The organism is Shewanella sp. TB7-MNA-CIBAN-0143, assembly GCF_040310065.1.
Lineage (GTDB): Bacteria > Pseudomonadota > Gammaproteobacteria > Enterobacterales > Shewanellaceae > Shewanella.
Genome location: NZ_JBEOPL010000064.1, coordinates 1 through 510, shown reverse-complemented (window position 1 = coordinate 510; position 510 = coordinate 1). Strand labels below are relative to the sequence as shown.

At 43.9% G+C, this 510-nt stretch carries 1 protein-coding gene; it reads left to right on the top strand.

The window, feature by feature from the left end:
- Nucleotides 1–510: group II intron maturase-specific domain-containing protein (locus AAEY97_RS21145; protein ID WP_351001297.1), on the top strand; the 510-nt coding region annotated here is incomplete at both ends.

The following is a 510-nucleotide window of genomic DNA, read 5'->3' as shown; positions in this document are numbered from 1 at the left end:
GGATACGCCGACGATTTCGTCGTCACCTGCGCTTCAAAGGAAGTGCTCGAGAACGATATCAAACCGTTGATCGCTGATTTCTTAGCGGAAAGAGGCTTAACACTCTCCGAAGAGAAAACGCATATTACCCACATCAGCAATGGTTTTGACTTCTTAGGGTTCAATCATAGGAAGTACAAAGGAAAATTACTCATTAAACCGAGTAAATCCAACACGCTGTTGTTCTTGAGTAACCTGCGCGAACTCATCAAAAAGCACGCAACCATCCCTGTTAACGACCTTATCAAACTGATAAATCCGAAACTAAGGGGGTGGGCGAATTATTATCGTCATTGTGTTGCTAAACAAGTATTCGGGTATGTTGGGCACAAACTATTCTATTCGTTATGGCACTGGGCAGTAAGGCGTCACCCAACAAAGTCTAAGACTTGGGTAGCCCTTAAATACTTCATCAACCGAAAAGGCCAATGGCAATTTCACGGTTGGCAGAAGGTCAAGGATATGGATTGC